Source organism: Erwinia sp. QL-Z3 (assembly GCF_004551645.1).
Lineage (GTDB): Bacteria > Pseudomonadota > Gammaproteobacteria > Enterobacterales > Enterobacteriaceae > Erwinia > Erwinia billingiae.
In genome coordinates this window covers 2,576,908-2,597,021 of the sequence record NZ_CP037950.1, presented here as the reverse complement: position 1 = coordinate 2,597,021, position 20,114 = coordinate 2,576,908, and the positions used below count along the sequence as shown (strand labels likewise).

Annotated in this window: 17 protein-coding genes; 4 read left to right on the top strand and 13 right to left on the bottom strand. The window is 53.7% G+C overall.

All coding sequences use genetic code 11. The annotated features are described in order from the left end of the window. Positions 1-161: 161 nt before the first annotated feature. The 3 genes from E2F51_RS12550 to E2F51_RS12540 are packed head-to-tail and all read right to left on the bottom strand — an operon-like array spanning position 162 to position 4,193. Positions 162-1,925 (bottom strand): SmdB family multidrug efflux ABC transporter permease/ATP-binding protein, encoded by a 1,764-nt coding sequence (locus tag E2F51_RS12550; protein WP_134823599.1) that lies wholly within the window; start codon positions 1,923-1,925, stop codon positions 162-164. Next, the gene (locus E2F51_RS12545; RefSeq protein WP_134823598.1) at positions 1,918-3,687 is read right to left on the bottom strand and encodes a SmdA family multidrug ABC transporter permease/ATP-binding protein; all 1,770 of its coding nucleotides are present in this window, start codon (positions 3,685-3,687) and stop codon (positions 1,918-1,920) included. Before E2F51_RS12545 ends, E2F51_RS12550 begins: the two co-directional genes overlap by 8 nt. Before the next feature lie 47 nt (positions 3,688-3,734). Further along, the gene (locus E2F51_RS12540) at positions 3,735-4,193 is read right to left on the bottom strand and encodes an Lrp/AsnC family transcriptional regulator (RefSeq protein WP_013201050.1); all 459 of its coding nucleotides are present in this window, start codon (positions 4,191-4,193) and stop codon (positions 3,735-3,737) included. A 112-nt stretch (positions 4,194-4,305) separates the two neighbouring features. Here E2F51_RS12540 and E2F51_RS12535 point away from each other — a divergent pair, with 112 nt between their 5' ends. After that, positions 4,306-5,340, top strand: a complete 1,035-nt coding sequence (locus E2F51_RS12535; RefSeq protein ID WP_105759619.1) for a PLP-dependent cysteine synthase family protein — start codon at positions 4,306-4,308, stop codon at positions 5,338-5,340. Positions 5,341-5,409: 69 nt separating this feature from the next. On the opposite strand, the gene cof is transcribed toward E2F51_RS12535, so the two are convergent. Beyond that, entirely contained in the window at positions 5,410-6,231 is an 822-nt protein-coding gene (gene cof, locus E2F51_RS12530; RefSeq protein ID WP_134823597.1) for an HMP-PP phosphatase, read from the bottom strand. Between the two features lie 101 nt (positions 6,232-6,332). Here cof and E2F51_RS12525 point away from each other — a divergent pair, with 101 nt between their 5' ends. After that, positions 6,333-8,033: an SgrR family transcriptional regulator gene (locus E2F51_RS12525; RefSeq protein ID WP_134823596.1), complete on the top strand. Its 1,701-nt coding sequence runs from the start codon at positions 6,333-6,335 to the stop codon at positions 8,031-8,033. Positions 8,034-8,099: 66 nt separating this feature from the next. Continuing rightward, a complete protein-coding gene (gene queC / locus E2F51_RS12520) occupies positions 8,100-8,795 on the top strand; it encodes a 7-cyano-7-deazaguanine synthase QueC (RefSeq protein ID WP_134823595.1) in 696 nt (231 codons plus the stop codon). Here queC and E2F51_RS12515 read toward each other — a convergent pair. From E2F51_RS12515 to bolA, 9 genes are all read right to left on the bottom strand, one after another. Beyond that, positions 8,787-9,188: a thioesterase family protein gene (locus E2F51_RS12515; protein ID WP_013201045.1), complete on the bottom strand. Its 402-nt coding sequence runs from the start codon at positions 9,186-9,188 to the stop codon at positions 8,787-8,789. The two genes, queC and E2F51_RS12515, sit on opposite strands and share 9 nt — an antisense overlap. 110 nt (positions 9,189-9,298) lie before the next feature. Beyond that, positions 9,299-9,631: a helix-hairpin-helix domain-containing protein gene (locus E2F51_RS12510; protein WP_167738399.1), complete on the bottom strand. Its 333-nt coding sequence runs from the start codon at positions 9,629-9,631 to the stop codon at positions 9,299-9,301. 139 nt (positions 9,632-9,770) lie between these two features. Beyond that, positions 9,771-11,642: a peptidylprolyl isomerase gene (gene ppiD / locus E2F51_RS12505; protein WP_134823594.1), complete on the bottom strand. Its 1,872-nt coding sequence runs from the start codon at positions 11,640-11,642 to the stop codon at positions 9,771-9,773. Positions 11,643-11,887: 245 nt separating this feature from the next. After that, the gene (gene hupB / locus E2F51_RS12500; protein WP_013201042.1) at positions 11,888-12,160 is read right to left on the bottom strand and encodes a nucleoid-associated protein HU-beta; all 273 of its coding nucleotides are present in this window, start codon (positions 12,158-12,160) and stop codon (positions 11,888-11,890) included. Between the two features lie 214 nt (positions 12,161-12,374). Continuing rightward, positions 12,375-14,729, bottom strand: coding sequence for an endopeptidase La (gene lon / locus E2F51_RS12495; RefSeq protein ID WP_013201041.1), 2,355 nt, complete (start codon positions 14,727-14,729; stop codon positions 12,375-12,377). 191 nt (positions 14,730-14,920) lie between these two features. Continuing rightward, a complete protein-coding gene (gene clpX, locus E2F51_RS12490; RefSeq protein WP_013201040.1) occupies positions 14,921-16,195 on the bottom strand; it encodes an ATP-dependent protease ATP-binding subunit ClpX in 1,275 nt (424 codons plus the stop codon). 119 nt (positions 16,196-16,314) lie between these two features. Then, positions 16,315-16,938, bottom strand: a complete 624-nt coding sequence (clpP, locus tag E2F51_RS12485) for an ATP-dependent Clp endopeptidase proteolytic subunit ClpP (protein WP_041691925.1) — start codon at positions 16,936-16,938, stop codon at positions 16,315-16,317. A gap of 337 nt (positions 16,939-17,275) precedes the next feature. Continuing rightward, positions 17,276-18,580, bottom strand: a complete 1,305-nt coding sequence (gene tig / locus E2F51_RS12480) for a trigger factor (protein ID WP_013201038.1) — start codon at positions 18,578-18,580, stop codon at positions 17,276-17,278. Between the two features lie 322 nt (positions 18,581-18,902). Next, complete coding sequence (gene bolA, locus E2F51_RS12475) at positions 18,903-19,217, bottom strand: transcriptional regulator BolA (protein ID WP_013201037.1); 315 nt, start codon at positions 19,215-19,217, stop codon at positions 18,903-18,905. A gap of 294 nt (positions 19,218-19,511) precedes the next feature. Between bolA and E2F51_RS12470 the strand changes: the two genes are divergently transcribed. Continuing rightward, the gene (locus E2F51_RS12470; protein ID WP_013201036.1) at positions 19,512-20,090 is read left to right on the top strand and encodes a lipoprotein; all 579 of its coding nucleotides are present in this window, start codon (positions 19,512-19,514) and stop codon (positions 20,088-20,090) included. The last annotated feature ends 24 nt before the right edge of the window (positions 20,091-20,114 follow it).

Here is a 20,114-nt window from a genome sequence, read left to right as displayed (position 1 = left end):
GGCTCAGTGTTGCTGAGCAAAGCAGAGAAAAACAGAAGGAGGTGAAGCAGAATGTAGCCAACAAAAAACGCACCATTACGGTGCGTCGCGCGTTAATTATGTGCAAAAGCGGGAATTCGGCCGGTTATGCGCCTGTTCCTGGTGCAGCGAAGCGGCAGTCTTTACACCGCCTCGCCCGCTTCCAGTTCATCGCCGACCTGCTGCAATTGGTACATTTGCCAGTAACGGCCCTGTTTTTCCAGCAGCGTCTGATGGTTCCCCTGTTCGACAGCACGACCACGGTGCAGAACCAAGATGGTATCGGCGTCGATAATCGTTGAAAGCCGGTGTGCAATGACCACCAGCGTGGTTTTTTCGCGCACGGCTTTCAGCGCCTTCTGGATGGCTTGTTCAGTGCCAGAATCGATATTGGCCGTTGCTTCATCGAGGATCAAAATCTGCGGCGAAGCCACCAGCACCCGAGCCATCGCCAGCAACTGCTTTTGCCCGACGGAAAGGTTATTCCCCTGCTCGCCAAGACGAGTATGGATGCCCTCAGACAGGCCGCGCGCCAGTTCAGCCAGCTGCACCGTCTCCAGCGCTTGCCACACCGCCTCTTCAGAGATATCGCGCCCCAGGGTCACGTTAGCAAAGAAGGTATCCGCCAGGACCACCGGATCCTGTTGAACCATCGCCACCGACTGACGTAAAACGCTGTGGCTGAGCGTACTTAACGGTCGACCATCCAGACAAATTTCACCGTGCTGAATCGGGTAGTAACCCATCATCAGATTGGCCAGCGTGCTTTTACCGCTGCCGGTATGGCCGACCAGCGCCACGAAGTTACGCGACGGGACGTCAAGGCAGATATCGCTCAGCACATTGCGATCGTCGCGGTAAGCGAAAGTCAGATCCCTGACCGAGATGGACCCCGAGGTCAGTGGCCGGGTATCCGTGCCGTAATCCTGGCGCGGGGCATCGATCAGTTCAAAGATGCGCTCTCCTGCCACCACCGCCTGCTGCAGCATAGACTGCTGCGTAGTGAGTTCGATCAGCGGTTCATTGAGCCTGCCGAGGTAGTTGATAAAGGCATACAGAACGCCGACCTCAATGCTGCCCGCAGACGAGAAGCCAAACAGCAGCATCAGTCCACAAAGGATCAGGGCAGAGAACAGGCTGAGCAGCGGACGCAGCAGGAAACCATCAAGCTTCAGCGTTTCCATACGCGCCAGATAATGCGAGCGGCTGGCTTCACCCATACGCTCACCAAAGCGCGCCTGCTGGCGGAACTGCTGGATCACGCTCATGCCGTTAATCACTTCATTGAAGCCATTATTGATATCAGCCAGATAGCTGCGCATGCGACGGACAATCGGCGTGCTGTAACGCTGATAAATCAGCATCACCGTCAGCACGGCCGGGAAGATGGTGATCGCCACCAGCGCCATGCGCCAGTCAAGACTGAACATCGCCACCAGCATCGCCCCAATCAGCGCGGCACTGCGTAAGACGGTGGCAACCACCGTGACGTACAGATCGCGCACCACTTCGGTGTCATTGGTAACGCGGGAAATGATTTGCCCTACCGGTTGGGTATCAAACGCACTCAGCGGCTGTCGTAAGGCCGCATCCATCACGTCCATCCGCAGTTGCTGAACCACGCCCACTGCGGCCTGGTTAAACAGCAGCGCCTGCCAGTAATGCAGCGAGGCCGCCAGAATTTGCAGCAGGATAAAACTGGTCGCCAGCCCGGAGACTAACGCTAACGGCATATTATGTTTGGCGACCATATTATCAATAAAGTAGCTGATAAGGATGGGCCCCATCACCTCGGCGGCGGCGGCTACCCACAGCAGCAATACCGCCAGGCCGAGCGATTTACGCCACGGCGATCCGTATTTCAGTAACCGCTTAAGGGTCGGCCAGAGGTGGGCAAGATTAGCCATGTGGCACTCCCTTTTCGATCTCTTCTTCGTCCAGTGCCGCTTCCAACTGCTGATAACGGTACATATCCTGATACCAGCCGGGTTCAGCGGCGAGTTGTTCGTGCTCTCCACGCTGGGTCACCGCGCCTTTCTGCATCACCAGAATTTCGCTGGCTTCGGTCAGGGCAGATAAGCGGTGCGCGCTGATAATCACCGTTCTTCCCTGCCCCCAGCGCCGGAGGTTATGCAGGATCTGATGTTCAGTACGACCATCGACCGCCGAGAGTGCATCATCGAGGATCAGGATCTCAGCATCCAGCAACAGTGCCCGCGCGATTGAAATACGCTGTTTCTGTCCGCCGGACAGCATCACGCCACGCTCGCCCACTTCAGTGTCATAGCCTTTCGGCAGACGCAAAATATCGTCGTGAACGTTCGCCAGCCTGGCCGCCTGCTCAATATCCGCCGGCTTGGCGGTTGGCCGTCCCAGCGCGATATTGTTGGCGATGGTATCGGAAAACAGGAAAGGAGTCTGACTGACCACGGCCAGACGCCCCCGCCAGCTATCAAGCCGCAGCTGCGGTAAGGGAATGCCGTGGAAACGAATGTCGCCCTGGGAAATATCAAAATGGCGCTGGATTAGGCTGAGCAAGGTGCTTTTCCCGGACCCCGTTGGCCCACACAGCCCGAGCATTTGTCCCGGTTTCAGGTGGACATTGACGTGCCGGAGCGAGGGATTTTGCGCGCCAGGGTAGCAGAATTCGCGGATGGCGATCTGTAGCGATCCGCGCTCTTCTGGCAGGGTTTTGCTGCCGTCTTCCACCGCAGGCGCTTCAGACAGCAACGAGCGGATGCGGCTCCAGGCAGCGCTGCCGCGCTCAACAATGTTAAACATCCAGGCCAGCGCCAGCATCGGCCAGATCATTAAGCCCAGGTACATGACAAAACTGGTCAGTTGCCCCAAGGTCATCTGATCGTGCCAGACCAGCCAGCTGCCACCGCCAATGGCCAGCAGGTTAGACATGCCAATCGCGATATAAATGGTCGGATCAAAACGGGCATCAACGCGCGCTACCCGCAAATTCTTGCGGCCGGTGTCTTTGGCAATATCCGCAAACTGACCAGACTGATGATCTTCCAGACCAAATGCCTTGATCATGCGGATGCTGGTTAAGCTTTCCTGCGTCTGATCATTCAGCGAAGAGAACGCGGCCTGAGCCAGCTTAAAGCGGTTGTGCAACTGGTCGCCGTAGCGCTTGATCACTATCGCCATGATCGGCATCGGCAACAACGCCAGCAGGGTCAACTGCCAGCTGATTTGGGTACTCATCACAAACAGTACCACCAGCCCCATCACCAGCGAATCCACCAGCGTCAGTACCCCTTCGCCAGCGGCAAACACCACGCGATCGACATCATTAGTGGCCCGCGCGATCAGGTCGCCCGTGCGATGGCGCAGATAAAATTCGGGATGCTGGCGGCTCAGCTGGCGGTAAAAGTCCTGACGCAGTTCGACCGCCAGTTGGTAAGAGGCCCCGAACAGCAATACGCGCCAGACATAGCGCAGCAGATAAACCACCACGGCGGTGATCAGCATCACGCCGATCCACATCATCAACTGAGAGGTGCTCATCTGCTGATGAGAAACGCCGTCGACAACCATGCCGACCACTTTTGGCGGCAACAATTGCAGAATGGCTATCACAATCAGTAACGCAACGGCCCCAAGGTAGCGGCGCCACTCACGAATAAAATACCAGCTTAATTGGCTAAACAGTCGCACAGAAAACGTCCTGGTTAAGATTGAGCAGGGTTAACGCCGGCGCCTGCTCATTTTAATGGCAGCGCGGTAGTGTATTTTATCTCTTCCATCGCAAAGCTCGAAGTCACATCCAGCAATCCTGGAACCCCGTTCACTAAACGTTTATAGAAGGCATCATAAGTTTTCATATCGGCCACCTGAATGCGCAGCAGATAATCGTATTCTCCGGCCATACGATAACAGCCCATCACCTCGGGCATCGCCTGCACCACCTCAACAAATTGCTGATACCAGCTGCTGCTGTGCTGCTGGGTTTTGATCAGCATAAAGGCGGTCAATGACAGATCGAGTTTATCGGCATCAAGCAACGCGACCCGGCCGCGAATATAGCCTTCATCTTCCAGCCTTTTCAACCGTTTCCAGCAGGGCGTGGTGGTCAGATGCACCGCATCGGCCAGCGCCTGCAGCGATAACGTGCAGTCCTGCTGCAGCAGCGCCAACAGCTTGAGGTCAGTTTTATCTGTCATTGCCGATTTCCGGAGAATAATTTTCTCTTAAGGGGCCATTTTACAGGAAAGAGAGTAAACCTTTTTTCCGATTAATGCCGTACTCTTTAACAAATTTTGCCGGGGAAAGAACATGTCAGATTTATGGGTATCGCACGCTATTAAAGAGATCAATGCCGACATTCAACGTTCAGCCGATACGCATTTGATCCGCCTGCCGCTGGCAGCCTATCCCGGCATCTGGCTGTATCTGAAAGACGAGAGCACGCATCCCAGCGGCAGCCTTAAGCACCGCCTGGCGCGTTCGCTGTTTTTGTATGGCTTGTGCAACGGCTGGATAAAAGAAGGTACGCCAATTATCGAGGCTTCTTCGGGAAGCACTGCGGTTTCTGAAGCCTACTTCGCGCGGTTGTTGGGCCTGCCTTTTATTGCCGTTATGCCCGCCACCACGGCAAAACGTAAGGTTGAGCAGATTACCTTCTACGGCGGCCGTTGCCATTTCGTCAGCGATCCCTGCCAGATGTATGCTGAATCCGAGCGGCTGGCCCGTGAGCTGAACGGCCACTTTATGGATCAATTTACCTATGCCGAACGGGCCACTGACTGGCGCGGTAATAACAATATTGCAGACAGCATTTTCCAGCAGATGCAGAACGAACCCTTCCCGGTGCCAGAAAGCATCGTGATGAGCGCAGGCACCGGCGGCACCTCGGCAACCATTGGCCGCTATTTGCGCTATCAGGGACACGCTACCCGGCTGACGGTGGTCGATCCTGAAAATTCGGTGTTTTACGATTACTGGCATCAGCGGGATAAAACCCTGCGCAACACCACCGGCGGGAAGATTGAGGGGATCGGTCGCCCGCGCGTCGAACCTTCATTTATTGCTGACGTGGTGGATGAGATGATCCGCGTGCCGGATGCCGCCAGTATTGCCACTATGCTCTGGCTGGAAAAACAGCTCGGCCGTAAGCCTGGCGCGTCAACCGGCACCAACGTGTGGGGAGCGTTGCAGATAGCCAGCAGAATGGCGGAAGAGCAGCGTACAGGCGCCATCGTCACGCTGTTGTGTGACAGCGGTGAACGCTATCTGGACAGCTATTACAATGCGGAGTGGGTCGCGGAAAACATCGGCGATATTACGCCTTGGCAGAACATGCTCAACTAAAACGCCGGGCTTTCCCGCCCGGCAAACATCAGCGTTAAGCGCCGGACCACCCTGTCCGGCATAATGACCTCAATATTCGGGGGAATAAGCGAGGTTTGGGGTGGAAAGCCAGTGATTGAGGTAATGCGACACGCCCTGCGTTTCACAATGTCCGATAACCGGTAAATGCGGCAGTAAGGCTTTCAGCTGACTCATCGCGTTACCCATAATGAATCCGCGACCGACCGTTTCCAGCATCTCACGATCGTTCATGGCATCGCCAAACGCCATACAATCTGCCAGCGTAAAACCCAGCGAAGACGAGAGAGAATCCAACGCAGTACCTTTGTTGCAGCCTGGCGGCAGGACTTCAAGACAATCCCGCGCAGAGAAACAGATGTGAGCACGATCGCCCAGCGCATCTTCCAACTGTCCCTTGAGCTGACAAAGCTCGTCGTGATTGCCGATGAAACAGGTTTTCGTGATCATATGTGCCGGCAGGCGTTTCAGATCGGCAAGCTGATAGCGGAAACCGCTCATCTGATGCGCGTGGAGAATGTGCGGCACGTCGAACTCGGTTAACCAGCCATCATCATTAAAAACATGCAGGCTGGCGCTGGTGTCCCAGTGCGTATGAATGACCTCTTCCGCCACATCAGGCGACAGATCGCAGGCGGAAAGTAAGTTGCCGTTCTGATCGTGTACTCGCGTGCCATTGCCGGTGATCAGGTAGGCCTTCAATTTAAAATCCGCGATCAGCGGCTGCATTTCCAGCCAGTGGCGACCGGTAGCAAAGGTCAGTAATACGCCCTTTTCATCCAGCGCACGCAGCGCCGTCAGAGTTCGTTCTCCCAGCTGATGGTCAGGCATCAGCAAGGTACCATCCATATCAAACGCCGCCAGACGAGCCATTATTTCTCCAGTGCCTGTTTTTTCATCGAGTGCTGAGTATCACCTGGTATTTACGGAACTAATAGTGAATACTTCGGAAAAAGTGTTCCGGGTTTATTTCGATGCGCCAGTTAAACCGACTCAATCAATATCAACGCCTGTGGCAGGCCAGCCTGGGCGAACCTCAGTTAACCAGCGTGGCGGAAATCGCCGGGCGCTGTATTTGCAGCGAACGCCATGTCCGCACGCTACTGGGCCAGTGGCAGTCGGCCGGCTGGTTGCGCTGGCAGGCCCAGTCCGGGCGTGGTAAACGCGGTGAACTCGAATTTTTACAGTCTCCGACTCAGCTCAGAACAATCCTTTTTCAGCAGCAGTTAGATCAGGGCTTGTCACATCAGGCGCTGGAACTGGTGCAGATCGCACCGGAACAGCTTAATCAGTTGCTCAAACCCTTTATGGGCGGTCAGTGGCTGGACGATCGCCCCACGTTACGTATTCCTTATTACCGTCCGTTGGATCCCCTCAATCCACTGGATATGCCTGGGCGCGCTGAACAACATCTTGCCGGGCAGATTTTTTCCGGCCTGACGCGTTTTCAGGACGATCGCGTTGTCGCCGATCTGGCTCACCACTGGCAATGCAGTGAGGATGGCTTAAGCTGGTTCTTCTTTCTGCGTCCGCAGCTTTACTGGCACAGCGGCGAGCGAGTGACATCGCTGCAGATCATGCAGCACCTGCAAAGGGTCATCGACAGCCCGGCAGGGACAAAGCAGTTAGCCAGCGTAAAATCCCTCTCTCTTCCTCAATCGATGTGCCTGCAAATCGATCTGCATCGCCCCGATTACTGGCTCACCTGGCGCCTGGCCACGGTGCTCTGTCTGCTGACGCATCCGGACGATCCTGCTATTGGATCCGGTCCGTGGAAATTGAGCCACTGGTCACCGGAGCTGGTCAGAATCGAAAATCACGAGCGTTATTATGGCAATCAGCCGCTCATGCAGATGGTGGAGTACTGGATCACGCCGCAGCTTTTCGACAAAACCCTCGGGACCAGCTGCCGCCATCCGGTGCAGATAGCAATTGGTGAGCAACATGAACTGTCGCTTTTACGCCCGGTCAGCCGTCGGATTAGCCTGGGATTTTGTTACCTGGCGTTGAAGCAGAACGGCGCCCTTTCCCCCGCTCAGGCACAAAAAATACTGGCGCTGATCCGCAGTAAGAAGGTGATTGAAGAACTGCCTCTGGAGGAAGGTCTGATTACCCCGAGTCTGGAGATGCTGCCCGGCTGGCCGGTGCCAGAGATTAGCGCTCAGGAAGAAACGGAATTGCCCGCCACGCTGAATCTGCACTATCACCTGCCGGTGGAACTGCATGCGATGGCCGAAAAGCTGCAACAGGTGCTGACGGAGGAAGGTTGCCAGCTAAGACTGCACTTTCATCCAGCGAAAAACTGGCAGGGGTATAGCGGTCTGGAAACGGCTGACATCATTATGGGCGATCGCCTGATTGGTGAAGCGCCGGCGTTCACCCTGGAGAGCTGGCTAAAACTGGATCCTCTCTGGCCGACGCTGCTGGGTGAGGTAACTCATCAGCAACTGCTGAACACGCTCGAACGGATCCAGTGCAATAACGTCGAAGCCGAGCGGCTGACCGGACTGCAACAGGCCTTTCATCAGCTGATGGCGCAGTCGGTAATTACGCCGCTGTTCAACTATCGTTATCAGGTGAGTGCCCCACCGGACGTGGAAGATATCGCCTTAAATGCCTGGGGATGGTTTGATTTTTCCCGCGCGTGGATCCCACCCCCGGTCGCCATTCCCTGAGCAAAACTACCCTTCTGCCGCCACAGGCAGTACCATACGGCCTAACAGATGACTAAGGTGATTAAAATGAGACGTGCAGTGGTGGTTTTCAGCGGTGGACAGGATTCAACAACCTGTCTGATTCAGGCTCTGCAACAGTATGATGAGGTGCATTGCATCACCTTCGATTACGGCCAGCGCCATCGTGCGGAAATCGATATTGCCCGCGAGCTTTCACTTTCTTTGGGCGCACGCGCGCACAAAGTCCTCGATGTAACCATGTTAAATGAATTGGCGGTCAGCAGCCTGACGCGTGAAAGCATCCCGGTACCGGCTTACGATCCCGATGCCAGCGGCTTGCCGAGCACCTTTGTGCCGGGCCGCAATATCCTGTTCCTGACCCTCGCCTCCATTTATGCTTATCAGGTTGAGGCGGAAGCAGTGATCACGGGCGTCTGTGAGACCGATTTCTCCGGCTACCCAGACTGCCGCGATGAGTTTGTTAAGGCGCTGAACCATGCGATTGAACTCGGCATGGCAAGGTCTGTGCGCTTTGAAACACCGCTGATGTGGCTGAACAAAGCTGAAACCTGGGCGCTGGCCGACTACTGGCAGCAACTGCCGCTGGTACGCAATGAGACGCTGACCTGCTACAACGGCGTGAAAGGTGACGGCTGTGGCGAATGCGCTGCGTGCCATCTTCGCGCGAAGGGTTTGAACGAGTATCAGGCCAACGGGCACGCGGTGATGGCCGAAATGAAACGCAAAACCGGCCTACGCTGACAGCATCTCTTCCATTCTTCTTTTCAGTTCTCCTTCCATCGGCTGCGCCTTTTGTGTGCGCAGATCGATGCAGACAAACGTCAGCGCGGCGTCGGCCACCACTTCACCCGCTGGGGCCAGCGTCACGGTCTGACCAATCACGCCACTTTTCCCGCCCAGCTGGAGCAACTTACTGTGGATGTCTAACACATCGCCCATCACCGCTGGCCGGCGATAATTAATGTTGATGTTGACCACCACAAACGCCAGTTGGTTCTCCTGCAGCCAGTTGAACGACTCCAGGCGTTCCAGCCACTCCCAACGGGCTTCCTCAAGGAACTCCAGATAGCGGGCATTATTGACGTGCTGGTAAACATCCAGATGATAGCCACGGACTTTGATGGTGGTGTGCATAGTTACGCTGCCCTTATAAAAAAGTAGAAGTCACCCAACTGGTATGACCTCTACAGGTTAGCAGCCGTTTACGGCCTTCAGCAGATAATGCGTTAAAGTCGCGAGTTATGTCACAATTTCAGCCGTGACAAATTTCTCTCCACCAGCGCATTGCCCATGCCGGGCACTTCTTTCAGTTGTTCAATATCGGTAAACGCGCCGTACTGCTCGCGGTAACTGATAATGGCTTCGGCTTTTTTGAGCCCGACGCCATTCAATGCCGCGGCCAGTTGCTGGGCGGTAGCCTGATTCAGGCTTACTTTGTCGCTTGCAGTGGCCGTACTTTCCGTGGCGACCTGAGCAGACGCCGTTGGTGTAGTTTCTGCCGCTTTTACCGGTATTGCAGTCAGGATGCCTGCGCTCATTGCGGTAAAAAAACATAACGCGATAAGTGGGTGTTTCATGCTGTATTCCTCCATGTGTGTGACAGCAACGCCACGGTACAGCGGAAGAATTCGGTAAACAAATGGCGGATTAGAGAAATGGAAAAGGCCGCGAAAGCGGCCTTTGGTATTGCATGTCGTTGCAGGAAATTTGCGAGGCTTATTGGGCCTGCGCGGCTGCACCGTATTTGATTTTGGCTTCTTTACGCAGGTTGCTCAGCATAGCTTCGAAGGTGATCTGCGCGTTGTTCTGCGTGATCCCCTGAACCATTGCCTTCTTCTGCGCGTCCGGCATTGAACCGCTACGCACCTGATCCAGCGCCACTAACAGCACGTTGCCTTCACCATCTTCACTGGTCGCGTAAGACGGTTTGTCCTTCGCTGGCAGACTCATGGTGAATGCGGCCTGGGTTACGGCATCCTGACCGTTGCGGGTCAGCGTTTTCTGGCTGCCGAAGCTCAGGTTAGCGGCTTTCATCGCCTCATCACCCTTGCCTGCTTTCAGATCGGCCAACAGTTTATCCGCCTGCGCTTTCGCCTGAGCCTGCGCCTTCTGCGTTTTCAGCGTATCGGTGATCTGGGCCGTGACCTGATCCAGTGGTTTCACCGCTTCAGGCTTGTGCTCGCTAACACGCAGCACGAACGCACGATCACCATCGACAGTGATGATGTCCGAGTTACTGCCAGGTGCGCCGTTCTCGCCGACTAAGCCGCCATTGAAGATGGCCTGCTCAACCTGCTTGAAGTTCAGCTCAGCAGGCGGATTATCATGGCTGAACCAGCCCGTTTCCACCGCCTTCACACCAGCAGCCTGCTCTGCACCCGCCAGTGACTCATTGTCATTGGTGGCCGCATCGCTCACTTTCTGCTGCAGTTTGTAGTAAGCATCAATCGCTTTTTCCTGCTTCACTTTTGCAGCGATGTCGTCATGGACGGCAGCCAGCGCCTTGATCTGCTGTGGCTGAACATCCGTCAGACGGGCAACGATGAAGCCGACAGACGACTTGATCACCCCTGACAGCTGACCTTTCTCTTTCAGGCCGGCACTTTTCAGTTCATCCGGCGTGGTGTCTGGCTCAAGCCAGCCCATGTCGCCACCGTTACGGGCAGAAATTGGGTCATCAGATTTTTCTTTAGCCAGCGCGGCAAAGTCACCGCCTTTTTTCAGTGCATCCAGAGCCGACTGCGCTTCCGCTTCGGTTTTGGTCTGGATAATGCTGTAACGGCTACGCTGCGGCTGAGTGTAATCAGCCTGATGCTGATCGTACCAACTCTGGATATCAGCCTCGCTGGCGGTTTCCTGCATCGAAGCCGCATCTAACTTGATGTAGCTAACGCGGAACTGCTCAGGAGACATGAAGTTGTTCTTGTTCTGCTCGTAATAGTTTTTGATCTCTTCCGCGCTGACGGTCTGTTTAGCGGCCAGTGCCGCCACATTGATCGTCGCCTCGCGAACCAGACGCTCCTGAGAAACCAGCGCAGCCAGTGCGTCAGTTTCACCGGTCAGCATGAAGTCGGTGTTGGTCACCGCAGCAATCAGCTGTTGGGTGGTCAACTGCTTACGCAGCGCTTCAGCGTATTGATCGGCGGTGAAGCCCATCTGATTGATCAGGCCCAGGTATTTTGTATTATCAAACTTGCCGTTGGTCTGGAAAGCCGACTGGTTGAAAATAGCCTGTTTGATTTGATCATCGCTGATGGCCAGGCCGAGATCTTTGGCATAGCCGGTCAGAAGCGATTCATCGATCAGCTGAGACAGCGCCTGCTGGCGGATCTGCTGAATGTAGGCAGGGTTTCCGGCGAGCTGGGAGAACTGTTCGCCCAACTGCTGCTGCTGACGTGAACGTTCATTTGAGAAGGCGTTCTCGAGCTGTGCACGGCTGATTTCCTGTCCGTTAACCTTGGCGGCGTAATCTCCGTTACCGCCGATCAGGTAGTTGCCCACCCCGGTCAAAACGAAAGACAGAATGATCAATGCCAATATAATTTTGAGCACGACATGGTTCGACGCCGCGCGTAAATTGTCCATCATGGTGTGACAACACTCCGCTGTAGTGTGAATGTAAACCCTTGCGCTTTCGTCCCGTCTTCCCGGGGACGCTCCACGCCGCTGCGTAGCAAACCGCACGCCACTATGACAACCGCAATTCGCAAATGTCATTGAAACATAAAAAAAGGCACATCAGTTTTTTTGATGTGCCCCGTATGGTACATGAGAACGCGAACACAATCCTCACTCTCCACCGAAGAAATTGCCTCAGTGGAAACATACCGCCATTAGTTAACGGCGTCTTTCAGCGCTTTACCGGCACGGAAGCCTGGTACTTTACCCGCTGGGATGGTGATTTCTTTACCGGTCTGTGGGTTACGGCCGGTACGCTCTGAGCGCTCACGCACGGAGAACGTGCCGAAGCCTACCAGTGCAACTTCATCGCCTTCTTTCAGTGAATCTGACACTGAGCCCATGAAAGCATCTAAAACACGTCCCGCTGCCGCTTTAGAAATGTCGGCGCTTGCAGCAATTTTGTCGATCAACTGTGACTTATTCACTCAATAATCCCCTCTTTTATTATTCACTTCGCAGTCGGGCTTCCCACCCGCGACGAACGCGCATCAATTATTTGGATTCAGTATTCCTGTCATGCCGAAAACGGCAACAGCCGTCATTGGCCTAGCAGCTCTCTAAATTAGCGGCACAAAAAAAAGCTGGCAAGTCCCAATTTGCTTGCCAGCCCGGCTTTTGGCCTGTTTTTGCCTTAAATCACTATTTTGCGGTCGCAACCTGCATGCCATAAGGGGCATTGACCAGCGCAAGTGTCAGGACTTCTTCGATGCGCTTCACCGGATGGATGTCCAGATCGGCGATAACGTTGTCCGGGATCTCTTCCAGATCGCGCTTGTTTTCATCCGGGATCAACACCGTTTTGATACCACCACGGTGTGCAGCCAGCAGTTTCTCTTTCAGTCCACCAATTGGCAGAACCTGACCACGCAGAGTGATCTCACCGGTCATCGCCACATTGGCACGCACCGGGTTACCGGTCAGACAGGACACCAGCGCGGTACACATTGCTATACCCGCACTTGGACCATCTTTCGGCGTCGCGCCTTCCGGGACGTGAACGTGAATATCACGCTTCTCGTAGAAGTCACCGTTGATACCCAGCTTCTCAGCGCGGGCACGCACCACGGTCAACGCCGCCTGGATAGATTCCTGCATCACTTCGCCCAGTGAACCGGTATAGGTCAGTTTACCTTTACCCGGTACGCAAGCCGTTTCGATGGTCAGCAGATCGCCACCCACTTCCGTCCACGCCAGACCGGTTACCTGACCGACGCGGTTTTCGTTGTCCGCACGACCGTAGTCATAACGTTGAACGCCGAGGTAGTCTTTCAGGTTGTCAGCATTGATCAGAATATGCTTGATGGTTTTGTCCATCAGCAAGGTCTTCACCGCCTTACGGCACAGTTTGGACAGCTCGCGCTCAAGGCTACGCACACCCGCTTCACGCGTGTAGTAACGAATGATGCTGACGATGGCGCTGTCATCGACGGTGATTTCACTGTCTTTCAGGGCGTTACGCTCGATCTGCTTGGACAGCAAATGCTGCTTAGCAATGTTGAGCTTCTCGTCTTCGGTGTAACCCGACAGACGAATAACTTCCATACGGTCCAGCAGCGGCGCAGGAATGTTCATCGAGTTGGACGTTGCCACGAACATCACGTCGGAGAGATCGTAATCCACTTCCAGGTAATGGTCGTTAAAGGCAATGTTCTGTTCCGGATCCAGCACTTCAAGCAGCGCTGAAGCCGGGTCGCCGCGCATGTCCGACGACATTTTGTCGATTTCATCCAGCAGGAACAGCGGGTTTTTAACGCCCACTTTAGCCATTTTCTGGATTAATTTGCCCGGCATAGAACCAATATAGGTACGACGGTGACCGCGAATTTCCGCTTCATCGCGCACGCCGCCCAGCGCCATACGGACATACTTACGGCCCGTCGCCTTGGCGATAGACTGGCCCAGTGAGGTTTTACCCACACCCGGAGGCCCAACCAGACAGAGGATGGGTCCTTTAATTTTGCTGACGCGGCTCTGTACTGCCAAATATTCCAGGATGCGATCTTTCACGCGTTCCAGACCGAAGTGGTCGGTATCCAGCGTTTCCTGCGCCTTCACCAGGTCTTTTTTGACCTTGCTACGGGCATTCCACGGCACCTGAACCATCCAGTCGATATAACCGCGTACCACGGTCGCTTCCGCTGACATCGGAGACATCATTTTCAGCTTCTGCAGTTCAGCTTCGGTTTTATCACGCGCTTCTTTCGGCATTTTTGCCGCATCGATTTTGCGTTTCAGCGCTTCATTTTCGTCAGGCGCATCGTCCATTTCGCCCAGTTCTTTCTGAATAGCCTTCATCTGCTCGTTCAGATAGTACTCGCGCTGGCTTTTTTCCATCTGCTTTTTGACGCGATTGCGGATACGTTTTTCCACCTGGAGCAGATCGATCTCTGACTCCATCATCGCCATCAGATACTCCAGACGCTCATTGACGTCTGACATCTCAAGCACGGACTGTTTGTCGGCCAGTTTCAACGGCATATGTGCCGCAACGGTATCAGCCAGACGTGCAGCATCTTCAATGCTGTTCAACGAGGTCAGCACTTCAGGAGGGATTTTTTTATTCAGTTTGATATAGCCTTCAAACTGATTAATTGCGGTGCGCACCAGCACTTCCTGCTCGCGCTCATCGATTTCAGGGGACGCCAGGTATTCAGCCTGCGCGGTGAAATGGTCACCATTATCCGCAAGCGTTGTGATATGCGCACGCTGCAGGCCTTCTACCAGCACTTTAACCGTACCGTCTGGCAGCTTGAGCATTTGCAGAATAGAGGCGACGGTCCCTACAGAAAAGAGATCGTTAATGCCAGGTTCATCCGTTGAAGCTTCTTTCTGGGCGACCAGCATGATTTTTTTATCATGATCCATGGCGGCTTCAAGGCAGCGAATCGATTTCTCACGACCGACAAACAACGGAATTACCATGTGCGGATAAACCACTACGTCACGCAACGGCAACACAGGGATTTCAATGCGTTCAGAACGCTCAGGATTCATAGAGCTCTCTCTTAGTTTAATTTCCGCCAGGGTGATGGGAACCGCAACAGACCACTAAAGTGCAGTTTTACCCACAGGTAGTTGAGTATATGGGGATGAATGTAAGACATTCAATGTTATCCGCGAGAGAAAAGCAAAAGGGGGAATAAATTCCCCCTTTTTATGATAACTGACTGGAAAGATGTGGTTATTTATTCACCAGAAGCTTGTTGAGCTTCCTGTTTTCCGTAGATCAGCATTGGCTCAGACTGGCCATCGATCACTGAATCGTCAATCACCACTTTTTCAACATCGTCCATTGAAGGGAGGTCATACATGGTATTCAGCAGCGCGCCTTCCACAATGGAACGCAGGCCACGGGCACCGGTTTTGCGTGACATAGCTTTTTTGGCAATCGCCGTCAGCGCTTCTTCACGGAATTCCAGGTCCACACCTTCAAGATTGAACAACGCCTGATACTGCTTGGTCAGGGCGTTTTTCGGCTCACGCAGGATCTGAATCAGCGCTTCTTCACTCAGCTCGCTCAGGGTTGCCACGACTGGCAGACGACCGATGAACTCTGGGATCAGACCGAATTTGATCAAATCTTCTGGCTCAACCTGCTCCAGCAGCTGACCTTCAGTGGCTTTCTCTGCCGTGCCCTTCACGGTGGCACCAAAGCCAATCCCCGTACCGGTGTCTACGCGCTGAGAAATCACCTTGTCCAGCCCGGCGAACGCACCGCCACAGATAAACAGGATCTTGGAGGTATCAACCTGCAGGAACTCTTGCTGTGGATGCTTGCGTCCGCCCTGAGGTGGCACCGCCGCCACAGTGCCTTCAATCAGCTTCAACAGCGCCTGCTGAACACCTTCGCCCGAAACATCACGGGTAATGGAAGGGTTGTCAGATTTACGGGAAATCTTATCAATTTCATCGATGTAAACAATGCCGCGCTGTGCTTTCTGCACGTCATAGTCACATTTCTGCAGCAGTTTCTGAATGATGTTTTCGACGTCTTCACCAACATAACCGGCTTCGGTCAGCGTGGTGGCATCCGCCATTGTGAACGGCACATCCAGCAGGCGAGCCAGAGTTTCCGCCAGCAGCGTTTTACCGCTACCGGTAGGCCCGATCAGCAAAATGTTACTTTTGCCAAGCTCAATGCCATTACTGGTGTCACCGTTGCGCAGGCGTTTGTAGTGGTTATAGACCGCTACGGCCAGCACTTTTTTCGCCCGTTCCTGGCCGATAACGTAATCGTCGAGGTGATGGCGGATTTCATGCGGCGTCGGCAGTGCGCTACGTTCACGATGCGGCGCAACTTCTTTAATCTCTTCGCGAATGATGTCATTGCATAGATCGACACACTCATCGCAGACATACACTGACGGGCCGGCAATCAGCTTGCGCACTTCATGCTGGCTTTTGCCGCAGAAAGAGCAGTACAGCAGCTTTCCTGAACCGTCTTTGCGCTTCTCAGTCATCAGTTAACCTCTTCTGTTATCTTCGTCCGCACTGTGTTGCGGCGATGATGCCGCCTTGCGGCACCCTCATTCGTTGCTCTAGCCCATCCATAACTATAGACGACAGATGGGCATCAGGCTTACGTGCGATGCGTCAGAACGGAATCTACCAACCCATACTCTACAGCTTCGCTCGCTGACAGGAAACGGTCACGTTCCGTGTCTCTCTCGATTTCTTCAAGAGTTTTGCCCGTATGTTCTGCCATCAGCTCGTTCATACGCGCTTTCACTTTCAGAATTTCGCGCGCGTGGATTTCAATGTCAGTTGCCTGACCCTGATATCCGCCCAGCGGCTGGTGGATCATCACGCGAGAGTTAGGCAGCGCATAACGCTTGCCTTTGGTCCCTGCGGTCAGCAGGAACGCGCCCATTGAACAGGCCTGGCCCATACAAATGGTGCTGACGTCTGGCTTGATGAACTTCATGGTGTCGTAGATCGACATCCCTGCAGTGATCACACCGCCAGGAGAGTTGATATAAAGGTGGATGTCTTTTTCCGGGTTCTCAGCTTCCAGAAACAGCATCTGAGCGACGATCAGGTTCGCCATATGATCTTCAACCTGTCCGGTCAGGAAAATAATACGTTCCTTGAGCAGGCGGGAAAAGATGTCGTAAGAACGCTCTCCGCGAGAGGTTTGTTCGACCACCATCGGCACTAAAGCCATATGAGGTGCAGTTTGTTCACGTTCGCCACTGTATGACATTACCGTCTCCTGGATAAATTTCATTTGGCAACACTCCGTACCGATTCTACTTGAGAGCGATCCGGAACACTATGTTTCCATTACATTCCCCACACTGACCGGGGACAATCAAGACAGGACTCAGTACGCCATAATAGTCTATTTGGGGATGTTGCCCCGCTGATTCAAGCATAACAACGTTTTTATCAACTGCTAACCAGGAAAAACAGCTTAGTTGATATTTTGCCGGTTTAATGAGCGAATAAGCGCACTAAGGCACGTCCGGGCAACGGATAAAAGCAAAAAGCCCGCAGTCATCATAACTGCGGGCTTTTATTTAGCTTACAGAATCAGTGGATCAGGCTGGTTGCGCCTGGTTCATCAGTTCCTGGAAGTTAGTGGCCTTCTCGGTCACTTTGGCTTTCTCCAGCACAGCTTCCACTGCCTGTTCTTCCAACGCAACGTTACGCATGTTGTTCATCAGCTCGTTATTCTTGCTGTAGAACTCAACCACTTCTGATGGATCTTCGTAAGCAGAAGCCATCTCTTCGATCAGCTCTTTCACACGGTCTTCATCAGCTTTCAGCTCGTGGGTACGAATCACTTCGCCCAGCAGCAAGCCAACAACTACGCGGCGTTTAGCCTGCTCTTCAAACAGTTCACGAGGCAGCTCGAAAGCTTGCTTCTCGTTACCGCCAAAGCGCTGTGCAGCCTGGCGACGCAGCACGTCGATTTCGCCATCGATCAGTGCAACTGGCACGTCGATGTCGTTCGCGCTGACCAGACCGTCGATAGCCTGAGTCTTCACACGGTTACGCACGGCGCCTTTCAGCTCGCGCTCCATGTTTTTACGCACTTCAGCACGCAGACCGTCTACTGAACCATCTTCAACGCCGAAACGTTTGATGAACTCGGCGGTGAATTCTGGCAGCTCACGCTCTTCCACTTTCTTCAGGACGATTTCAAACTTCGCTGCTTTCCCTTTCAGGTTTTCAGCGTGGTAATCTTCCGGGAAGTTTACGTCGATAGTGAAGGTTTCGCCCGCTTTGTGGCCAACAACGCCTTCTTCGAAGCCTGGGATCATGCGACCCTGGCCCATTGCCAGTACGAAGTCAGACGCTTTGCCGCCTTCGAACTCTTCGCCGTCTACTGAACCGCTGAAGTCTACAGTGGCACGGTCTTCAGCTTCTGCTGCGCGGTCAGTTTCTTTCCAGGTGGCCTGCTGCTTGCGCAGGGTGTCCAGCATGGTGTCAACGTCAGCGTCAGTCACTTCAACAACCGGTTTTTCAACTTCGATTGCGTCCAGACCTTTCAGCTCAACTTCCGGGTACACTTCAAACTCAACGGCGAAAGTGAAGTCTTCACCTTCTTTGTATTCGCCTGGCACGTATTTAGGTGCGCCAGCCGGATTGATCTTCTCTTTGATGATGGCGTCAACGAAGTTGCGCTGCATCAGTTCGCCCAGAACGTCCTGGCGAACAGAGGCACCGTAGCGCTGTGCTACGACAGTCATCGGCACTTTCCCTTTGCGGAAACCGTCGATACGTACCTTTTTAGATACGCTGACCAGCTCACTTTTCACCGCGTTTTCGATCACATCTTTAGCAACGGTAATCGTAACGCGACGGCCCAGGCCCTGAGTTGTTTCTACTGAAGCTTGCATCTTATTACCTCAAAAAATCACGTGCTCGGTCAACTTCAGACCCTCTCTGCTCCGCAAGAAACAGAGTGAGACTAAGAACCGGGATGGCCTCTGGTGTCAGAATCGTAGTCGCTGTACCAAAAGGGTCCCGAAGATATTCCGGAAAAAAATAGACGCAGCATTATAGCGACAACGTTTAAGCGAGTCGAGGCTGCTCAACCCTGACATTTCGCTAACTTCGTTGCTTTTCTCTCATAAATGGCAGAAAACGGGGGTGCGCTGAGGATTTAACGTCAGAAATGACAAAGCGGCCCGCAGGCCGCCTTGGTTGAAAAGTGCACTATCAGGCAAGCGTTCCCGCTCCGCGACAGTTGGGTGAGGATGGAACGGTGTCCTGTAACCCCTCCCACTCCTTAACGGTATAGGTATGTAGAGCCAGCGCGTGAACGCTTCCAGCCAGTTCTGCTGCCAGCGCACTATAAATAGTACGGTGACGCATTAAAAAGCGCTGGTTGATAAAATGGTCGCTCACAATAACCACTTTAAAATGACTCTCTGCACCCGCTGGGACGTTATGACGATAGCTTTCGTCATGAACTTCCAGATGAACAGGCGCTAACGCCGTTCTTAACTTTTCTTCTATTTCTTCGCGGATCATACCTGGACTCCTCTAAGACGGTGGCCCCATCTCTTTAAATATTAGCTGGTTTTTTACCAAACCCTGCTGGGTTCGCGAAAAATATCCGCCGTTTAATGCCCGCTACTGTGCATTTTCATCTTTGCTGCTGCAACCACTCCGTTATTAAACGGTCGAAGTTCCCGTGCCTGGCGTCAGCCTTAAAAGTGCAAGGCGATGAATTTACGCGCTATCGGGGCTTCCCCTTGTTACAGGCAATGCTATGATGACCGCAGTTTTGTCAGCACTACAACCTTCGTCATTGAGAAAATAAGCATGTTAAAAAAATTATTATTCCCTCTGCTGGCCGTGTTAATTCTGGCTGGCTGTGCAAGCAACAGCAACACACTCACCGTTTCGCCAAAAATTCAGCTGCCTCAGCAGGATCCCAGCCTGACCGGCATCACTGTTAGCATCAACGGCGCCGATCAGCGTAGCGATCAGGCACTGGCGAAAGTTAACCGCGACGGACAGCTGGTTACCCTGACCCCTTCACGCGATCTGCGCTTCCTGCTACAGGAAACGCTGGAGAAGCAGATGGGTGCTCGTGGTTACATGATCGGTCCTAATGGCGCCGTTGACCTGCAGATCATCGTGAATAACCTGTATGCCGACGTTACCGAAGGTAATGTGCGCTACAGCATCACCACGAAAGCCGATATTTCGATTGTTGCCACCGCGAAAAACGGCAACAAGCAAGTGAAGAACTACCGCCAGACCTACAGTGTTGAAGGCGCCTTCTCAGCCACCAACGCTAAAATCACTAACGCGGTTAACTCCACGCTGAGCGACGTGATTTCTGATATGGCTCAGGACACCAGCATCCACGAGTTTATCAAGCAAAACGCCCGTTAATTGGCCAGTGCCCGTCGGGATCCC